The following is a 268-nucleotide window of genomic DNA, read 5'->3' as shown; positions in this document are numbered from 1 at the left end:
CCACGGAGGTCGAGCACGTGGGTGAGCGCGTCGGTGAGGCGATCGGCGTCCAGCCGCCGCGCGGGGAGCGTCGCACCGATCGACTGGAGAACATCTTCTCCGGACTGAACACCGAACTCCCCGCAATCCAGCAGGACCTACGCGGATTGGCCGACTTCTCCGAGACCTACGCCGACGCAGCTCCCGAGCTGATCAGCGCCCTCGACAATCTGCGGACGACCGGCAACACCGTCGTCGAGAAGCAATCCGCACTCGCGACGCTGTACAC

1 protein-coding gene is annotated in these 268 nt (G+C 66.0%); it reads left to right on the top strand.

The genetic code is table 11. The features are described from left to right. Positions 1-17: 17 nt before the first annotated feature. Positions 18-268, top strand: a 251-nt coding sequence (locus tag AB2L51_RS15230) for an MCE family protein (RefSeq protein ID WP_400922690.1), incomplete at its 3' end; no start/stop codon positions are given.

It is taken from the genome of Acetobacter fabarum, from assembly GCF_040702925.2.
Taxonomy (GTDB): Bacteria; Pseudomonadota; Alphaproteobacteria; order Acetobacterales; family Acetobacteraceae; genus Acetobacter; species Acetobacter fabarum_B.
Note: the sequence above shows the minus strand (reverse complement) of the source record. Positions and strands in the feature narration are given on the sequence as shown.